General features: G+C 44.5%; 10 protein-coding genes. 7 read left to right on the forward strand and 3 right to left on the reverse strand.

The features are described from left to right. Positions 1 to 260: 260 nt before the first annotated feature. The gene (locus Q0241_RS03025) at positions 261 to 470 is read right to left on the reverse strand and encodes a cold-shock protein (RefSeq protein ID WP_047765275.1); all 210 of its coding nucleotides are present in this window, start codon (positions 468 to 470) and stop codon (positions 261 to 263) included. A 411-nt stretch (positions 471 to 881) separates the two neighbouring features. Here Q0241_RS03025 and Q0241_RS03030 point away from each other — a divergent pair, with 411 nt between their 5' ends. The 7 genes from Q0241_RS03030 (at position 882) to Q0241_RS03060 (ending at position 6039) form a co-directional block, all read left to right on the forward strand. After that, on the forward strand, positions 882 to 1355 hold the full coding sequence (locus Q0241_RS03030; protein ID WP_299372873.1) for an MEKHLA domain-containing protein: 474 nt from the start codon (positions 882 to 884) through the stop codon (positions 1353 to 1355). Between the two features lie 291 nt (positions 1356 to 1646). Beyond that, positions 1647 to 2648: a GlxA family transcriptional regulator gene (locus Q0241_RS03035; protein ID WP_299372876.1), complete on the forward strand. Its 1002-nt coding sequence runs from the start codon at positions 1647 to 1649 to the stop codon at positions 2646 to 2648. An 82-nt stretch (positions 2649 to 2730) separates the two neighbouring features. Next, the gene (locus Q0241_RS03040) at positions 2731 to 3651 is read left to right on the forward strand and encodes an NAD(P)-dependent oxidoreductase (protein WP_299372879.1); all 921 of its coding nucleotides are present in this window, start codon (positions 2731 to 2733) and stop codon (positions 3649 to 3651) included. 4 nt (positions 3652 to 3655) lie between these two features. After that, positions 3656 to 4444, forward strand: a complete 789-nt coding sequence (gene otnI / locus Q0241_RS03045) for a 2-oxo-tetronate isomerase (protein ID WP_299372882.1) — start codon at positions 3656 to 3658, stop codon at positions 4442 to 4444. A gap of 140 nt (positions 4445 to 4584) precedes the next feature. Next, positions 4585 to 5025: an Rrf2 family transcriptional regulator gene (locus tag Q0241_RS03050; RefSeq protein ID WP_299372885.1), complete on the forward strand. Its 441-nt coding sequence runs from the start codon at positions 4585 to 4587 to the stop codon at positions 5023 to 5025. Between the two features lie 297 nt (positions 5026 to 5322). After that, a complete protein-coding gene (locus Q0241_RS03055) occupies positions 5323 to 5580 on the forward strand; it encodes a YjhX family toxin (protein WP_299372888.1) in 258 nt (85 codons plus the stop codon). A 30-nt stretch (positions 5581 to 5610) separates the two neighbouring features. Then, entirely contained in the window at positions 5611 to 6039 is a 429-nt protein-coding gene (locus Q0241_RS03060) for a GNAT family N-acetyltransferase (protein ID WP_299372891.1), read from the forward strand. A gap of 62 nt (positions 6040 to 6101) precedes the next feature. Here the strand turns inward: Q0241_RS03060 and speB are convergent, their stop codons facing one another. Next, positions 6102 to 7070, reverse strand: coding sequence for an agmatinase (gene speB, locus Q0241_RS03065; RefSeq protein WP_299372894.1), 969 nt, complete (start codon positions 7068 to 7070; stop codon positions 6102 to 6104). Positions 7071 to 7122: 52 nt separating this feature from the next. Continuing rightward, on the reverse strand, positions 7123 to 7671 hold the full coding sequence (locus Q0241_RS03070; protein ID WP_299372897.1) for a cupin domain-containing protein: 549 nt from the start codon (positions 7669 to 7671) through the stop codon (positions 7123 to 7125). Between the last annotated feature and the right edge of the window lie 127 nt (positions 7672 to 7798).

Raw genomic sequence — 7798 nt, forward strand, 5'->3', positions numbered from 1 at the left:
CTATTAAGGCGGAGATTCTATAGAAGCTACGAACCTCTAAAATAGAGAATTTTAAAAAGTAGCGAAGCCCTAATAATTTGGGGCAGTGATTTTTATTACCCGCTTTTTTGTCGGATTCTATAAACTTTGTAACTGGGGTTACAGCGATCTAGTTTTTAACGGAAAATCATAAAAGTCAAAAATCAGGCAAGAAAAAAGGGTACCTAGTCGGTACCCTTCAATCTTTTGCATAACAATCAAATTAATGATCGTTAAATGACTTACTCAGCAACCGCGATTGATGAGACAGCCATTTTGCCGTTACGGCCGCGTTCTAGTTCGAACTCAACACGTTGGCCTTCGTTCAAACCTTGTAGGCCTGCACGTTCTACAGCAGAAATGTGAACGAAAGCATCATCCCCACCAGCATCAGGCTCGATAAAGCCAAAACCTTTAGTGGAGTTAAACCATTTTACTACGCCAGTCGCCATTAAAGAGACTCCTAATTACTTAACTTGTGTGACAGCCAAAATCAGCCGTTGGTAAAGGGTTCGGCAAGGCCGGGAATCTTCTTTAGTGACCAGTGTAGGGCAGGCAGAGGAGCCGGGACTTTTAAAACCATAATAGCTTTATCTACGAATTTTAGGAAAAGTCAAGTGTTATTGAGATTTAGGCACATTAAAGTTTTGAGTAACGCCTAGATACGGCATTCTCTTGATGGCTGGTGGCCCATTTCAAAAATAAGATAATAATCGTATGCATATATTATTTGAAATATTATGATTTAAAGCAAGGGTTAATTTGGTTTCTATATGTTTTGACAACCAGTCAGGGAGAAAAGTCCACGGAATTGTTCTTTAAAATTTAAATTTCAGGAAAATATTCAAAAGGAAAAATATCCAGTGCCTAAGATAAGTGAATTTCAGGAACAGCATGCAAGGCGATTGGTTGACAGCTTTAAGGCTGTAACTGGAAAAGATTTAATTAAGTTGAACAAGGAAAAGGCTATAGGGCAACAGCTATTCGAAGCACCCTTTGTTGTGGTATCTCATAACGGTGCGGATGACCCTGTGCTAAATTATGGGAATTCGATAGCCCTCAATCTTTGGGAAATGTCATGGGAAGATTTTACGCAAACACCTTCGCGTAAAACAGCAGAGCCTGAATTTCGGAATGATCGTGCCGCCATGTTACAGCAGGCCAAGGATAAGGGATATTTTGATAACTATACGGGTATCAGAATTTCAAGTTCAGGTAAGAGGTTCTTGATTGAAAAGGCTATTATTTGGACTGTTCCTTCTGTCGAAGGTAGTGATGATCCTCGTTTGCAAAAAGCCGGACAGGCGGCAACCTTCAGCTATTGGAAATATTTATAAGCCTGAAGAGGTGGCGCATTTACGTAATAAAAAGTCGCAAACAAAGAAAAAAAATCACCTTCATTTAACTGGGTATGTTGATTAAGTGTCGTAAGGTATTGAATTATAACCAATAATAACAAATCAATTGTCGACATAAAGAATTCTTTATCTTGTTGACTAGATAAAGAATTCTTTATATGTTTGTTTTGCGGATAACAAAGAATGCTGCATAATTTTTGAAATAACTAACGGGTAGATGGCTGGGGTCCAATCCTGAAACGGATTGTCAGTCTGGAAAGGAAGGCATTTATGCATTTAAAAGTGTATAGTGCAGAGCCACATATAAAAAGAAAAGCACCACGCAGAGACCTGCAACGTGTTGTTATTGTCGTTCTTCCCGGTACAGCTTCTTTAGATACCAGTTTAACTATTCAGGCGTTAAAGACCGCGAATGCGGTTGCTGGTTATGCGGCTTTCCATTGGCGCATTGCAACGATGGACGGTCAGGACATTGATCTTGAAGATGGTTTTATTCTCAAGCCTGATATGGCTGTGGGGGATGACGAAGCTATCGACCTCGCACTTGTGTTTGGTGAATGGGGTGTTCGGACAGGGAAATCAGACCTTTTTATCAACTGGCTTAAACGACTGGATCGGCAAAGTGTTTATGTTGGTGCGGTTGGCGGTGCTTGTTATGAACTTGCAAGCGCGGGATTACTGAGTGGTTATAGGTGTGCTGTGCCGTGGGCATATCATGATAGCTTTAAAGAGCTTTATCCCTCTGTTGAAATACAGGACGCGCTATTTTCCTGGGATAGAAAGCGTATTACCTGTACGGGGAAAGCGGCATGTCTGGATTTAATCCTGAATATTATTGAACATCAATGCGGTACGGATGTTGCCGGACAGGTTGCAGAGGCTTTCAACTATGAAGTCAGGGGCGGGGCATCTATCCCTTTGCGCCAACGTAATCTTACCTTGCAAAAGCTTTCAGGCAAACTTGCCGAGGCCGTGCGCATTATGGAAGAAAACCTTGAAGTTTTGTTGACTGCAGAGGAAATTGCGAAAGAAATCGGTAGCTCAAAGCGACAGATAGAACGTCTGTTCGCCCGCCATCTCGGGTGCAGCCCAAAGCGCTATTATAAGCGTTTGAGATTGAAACGAGCTCGTGCACTTCTACGACAAACGGCTTTGCCTGTCAGTGAAGTAGCCATTGCTTGTGGCTTTACATCCTTTTCTTATTTCTCACGTGCTTACAGAGGGTATTTTGGGTCAACGCCGCGGGAAGATCGTCTGGCACGTGTCAGCTAGAAATTAGCTTATTTATTTTGACCTTATTCGATAACTCTTTCAGAATGTTTCGAAATTAACAGCTGTTAGATTGTCTTATCCTATGAGTGGGTCTTCTGAATTTTCATTTGTTCCGGGAACGAAAGTGGGTGTTGTCGGCCTAGGCAAAATGGGTTGGCATTTCGCGATGCGTTTGCACAATGCCGGGGCAGAGGTGTTCATCCATTCCCGAACCCGTGACAAGGCCTCTGATCTAGAAGCGATCGGCCTTACATACTGTAAAACACCACAGGATCTTGCGCGAAACATCAATAGTGGATTTATTGTTATCTGTGTAACCGATACCCCAGCCATTGAGCAGGTGATTTGCGGTGATCAGGGGCTGTTACTGGCAATGCACACTGATACACTGGTCATTGATATGGGAACGACACAGGTTATGAATACACGAGTCCTTGCCGGAAGGGTCGATCATGTGGGGGCTGGCTACCTTGATGCACCGGTAAGTGGCGGGGCTATCGGCGCAGAGCAGGGATCGCTCTCTATTATGGTTGGGGGTGATGAAAGCGATTTTCATCGTGCGATGCCGCTTTTTAACGTTTTGGGTGAAAATATTAACCATGTTGGTCCCCTTGGTGCAGGACAGATTGCAAAGACCGCAAATCAGATGATTGTCGCAATGACTATAGATGCCGTTGCTGAAGCGTTAACGTTGGCAGCCAAAGCAGGGGCTGATCCTGCTAAGGTTCGCAATGCTTTGTTGGGCGGTTTTGCAGATAGTCGTATCCTTGAATTACATGGTCAGCGTATGGTCGATCGCAATTTTGAACCGGGGGCTAGGGCGACCGTTCAGTTAAAGGATGTGAAGCAAGCCATGGAATTGGCTGAACATTATAGTCTTCGTTTATCCGGCTTGGAAACCGCGATGGATCTCTGGCAAGGTATGGTTGATGACGGGCTTGGGGAGCTGGACCAAGCTGGTTTTATTCGTGCTGTTGAGGAAAAAAATCAAACTAAAGGCTGATATAATGTACCGTTTCGCTGCTAATTTAAGCATGCTTTTTACCGAAGTTCCTTTTCTTGATCGTTTTAAGGCTGCGCAGGATGCAGGTTTTGAAGGGGTGGAGTTTCTTTTTCCTTATGAATGGTCAAAGCAGGACCTTAAAGCAAGGTTGGATGATACAGGGCTAGAGCAAGTGCTGTTCAACCTTCCTGCGGGAAACTGGGAAAAGGGAGAACGTGGGATTGCAGCTTTACCGGGGAGAGAAGGTGAATTTCAGCATAGTGTTGAGTTGGCGTTGGAATATGCCGAGCATTTAAATTGTCGCAAGTTACATGTGATGGCTGGTATTTGTCCGGAAGGTGAAACACTGGAATCCTGTTTTGAAGTTTATCTCGCCAATCTGGCTTATGCTTGTGAACAGGCGAAGGCGGCAAATATTATGGTGTTGATAGAACCTTTAAATACGCGGGCTTTTCCAGGGTATTTGCTATCTCATCAAGCTCAGGCACGTAAAATTATTGATCATATTGCCGCGCCAAACCTGAAATTACAGATGGATTTGTATCACGCCCAAATCATGGAGGGCGACCTTTCGGTGTTGATCCGTCATCAAATGGATTATGTTGGGCATATTCAGATTGCTGGGGTGCCGGATCGACATGAACCATCTGAAGGAGAAATTAACTATGGTTGGATATTCTCTGAATTGTTAAAGGCTAAATATGAAGGGTGGGTCGGTTGTGAGTATACGCCTAAAGCTGATACGAAATCGGGTCTTGGTTGGCTCGATACGGCTCGAAAAATCTTTTCCTGATTACTTGGGCCTGATGCGCAGGAGATCGACTGAATTTTTATAGCGTCAACCTGTCCTATTGTTTTTCGTGTAGTGTGATCCTATTTTACATTGAATAAATGCTTATTGTGATATTTGTTGTTTGAGATGTTTGGCCTGAAATGAGACTTACGACCTATACTGACTATTCATTACGTGTCCTGATTTTTGTCGGACTAAAAGGTGATGAATTAGCGACGATCACTGAAATTTCAGAGCGTTATGATATTTCACGTAACCATTTGATGAAAGTGGTTAATCAACTGTCTCAGGATGGATATCTCAAAACTATTCGCGGTAAAAAGGGCGGTATGCTCCTTGCTCGTTCTCCGGCAGAAATAAATCTGGGGGATGTGGTTAGGGATATGGAAGACAATCTGGATATTGTCGAATGTTTCGACAAGAAAAAAGGCTGCTGCCAAATCGATGGTTATTGTCGGTTACAGGGAATTCTGGGCGAGGCTGTCATTGCCTTTTTTGATGTTCTATCCCGGTATACGCTTGAAGATCTAATGTCCAATAGGCAGGGCCTTCAAAAGGCGTTAAATATCTCGTTTATGTAGTATCTATTTGTAGGTGTGCACTATTATAGGGCGGATATGATTTGTTTCATAACCGCCTATTTTGTTTTTCTGGGGTGAGCATGTGTAAAATTTTCTACCTTGTTCGCAAATACAGATTTTGTTAGATCTATATTTGCCTGTGCAATTCTATTGTCCGCACAGGTTCTACGGAGATTTTATGTTAGAGATTGCGGTAATCCGCTAGTTCCTGAACCTCGGGAACATTTGAAACTGTTGTAACGTTCAAGCTGTGCGCTGAGCGATACCTTTTCTATGCTCACATAAAACGAAAATCCATTGAATATTTCAAAGTATGAACAGCGTGTTTTACACGTTCTCGCTCAGGGTGGTTCTATTCACTATGAGCGGGGTGAGAATGGCAAGGTTACGAAGGTAACTTGTTATACCCGTGATGGTCATGTGCTTGCTGATTGTAACTATCGCGTTTTTCAGCGTCTGAGGAAGCGGTCCTTTGTGAAATCTCAACAGGGGCAACCCTATCGAATTACACGATTGGGTATACGGTCCGTTAGATCTCAACTGGATAACAGATAAATCAGTAAAGCTAGAAAGAAGTTAGTTGTTATGATTAGAAAGTACGAAATTGCCGATACGGCAGCACTAATTAAAATTTGGTTCGAAGCAAACAAGGTTGGTCATCCATTCCTGAGCGATGAATTTGTCGCCCAGGTCGCCAATGATATGCCGAATATTTACCTTCCCAATGCTGAAACTTGGGTTTTGGTTTTTGATCAAAATCCTGTTGGTTTCATTTCCCTCATCAATGATAAAATCGGGGCGTTGTTCCTTGATCCGGTATTTCATGGCAAGGGGTTTGGTCGGGCTTTGGTTGATCATGTGGTGAACTTGAAAGGCTCTCTGAGTGTAGAGGTCTTTGAGAAAAACAAAGTGGGTCGACGGTTCTACGATCTCTATGGCTTTGTCGAAGTTGGCCGTTATTGTCATGAGCCGACAAATGAGATTTCGCTGAAATTGACATTGGCGAAAGATTGATAAAAAAACAAGGGCACTTCGCATGGAGTGCCCTTGTTCTGAAGGTTTTCTTTGTGGCGTTGTTATCCCTTTTTCTTTTTTTGTACGGCCATAAGATAGAGCATTTCAAAGGCCATCGTCGCGCCAGCAAGGGCGGTAATGTCGCTAACATCGTAGGCGGGGGATACTTCGACGACATCGGCGCCGACAATGTTAATACCCTCTAGGCCTCTAAGTATTGTCAGGGCCTGATGCGGGGTTAAGCCCCCACTTACAGGTGTTCCTGTGCCCGGGGCAAAGGCAGGGTCCAAGCTATCAATATCGAAAGTGAGGTAAGCCTTTCGATCGCCAACAATGCGCTTGATCTCTGCTACCACTGCTTCAGGGCCTTTGTCGTGAACCCAGGGGGCATGAATAATGTTAAAGCCGTGAGTTTTGTCGTTGTGTGTGCGGATGCCGACCTGTGCAGAAGACGCGGGGTCGATAATTCCCTGTTTGGCGGCATGGTAAAACATCGTGCCGTGGTCAATCCGTTGTTGATCTTCTTCCCAAGTGTCGGAATGGGCGTCTATCTGGATTAAGGCGAGTTGACCATGTTTTTCTGCGTGTGCCTTTAGAATGGGGTAGGTGACAAAATGGTCACCGCCGAGTGTCAGCATTGCAGTGTCTGTGTCCAGAATTGCTTTTGCATGGGCTTCGATGGCACCGGGAATGGACATTGGTTCGCCGGGATCAAAAACAAGGTCGCCGTAATCTGCCACGGCCAAAACTTCAAAAACGTCAAGACCAGAAGGGAAGTGTGGTGCCCAAGCAAGATTGGCAGAGGCTTTCCTGACAGCCTGTGGCCCCAATCGAGTGCCCGATCTGCCCGTGGTTGCGCAATCATAAGGAATGCCGGATATGGCAACATCTGCGTCGCGAAGATCTCGTGTGTATTTACGGCGCATAAAAGAATTTGCACCGGAATACATAGGTTCAACATCTGTCCCTAGAAGGCTTTTTGCCATAAAGGCGTTGTCGCCTTCGGAATTAATACCGGATATATCGGTCATGCTGTATCTCCAGAACGATCTTGGTCTTGTTGTTAAACTTATAAGTTTATTGTTAGAAAGATGGTGGTGTTGCCGAACTTACCACTTCACACTCTTCGTCGCCGGGGTTGCGAAAGCGGTGCGGGATTTCTGTATTAAAGTAATAGGCTTCCCCTGCATTCAGCACTTTTATTTCATTGCCGACGGTGATTTCAAGTTGCCCACGAATAATAACCCCGGCTTCTTCGCCTTCTTGCACAATCATCTTGTCGCCAGTATCGCCATGGGGTGGGTATTTTTCATGCAAAACCCGCATTTTACGATCTTTCTTGGCGGCACCTACCAAGCGGACAGACATGGTGCCGTCAGACATTTCGACTAGTTCGTCCTTGGCATAGAAGATTTTCTCTTCCTGTTCGGGTTCCATAGAGAAAAATTCGATCATGGTTACTGGAAAGCCAGCCAGAACTTTTGTGAGCGAGTCAATAGATGGACTAACGCGATCTTGTTCAATCATAGAGATTGCGCTGTTGGTAACGCCGGCACGCCGGGCAAGTTCCCGTTGTGAAAGGCCATGCATGGCGCGTAGTGCTTTTAAGCGTTTTCCAACACTGGCTGACATCTGTTCTGTTTCACCTCGTTCAATAGTGGTCTCGTTCAATGGATTTTTCTCTATAGTAAGTCTCGAAGACGATAATAAGCCATAGCTAGAACCAGGGCAGGGGTGCGTAACAGGCTGCCCCCTGGGA

The sequence above is a fragment of the uncultured Kiloniella sp. genome, assembly GCF_937128705.1.
GTDB lineage: Bacteria > Pseudomonadota > Alphaproteobacteria > Kiloniellales > Kiloniellaceae > Kiloniella.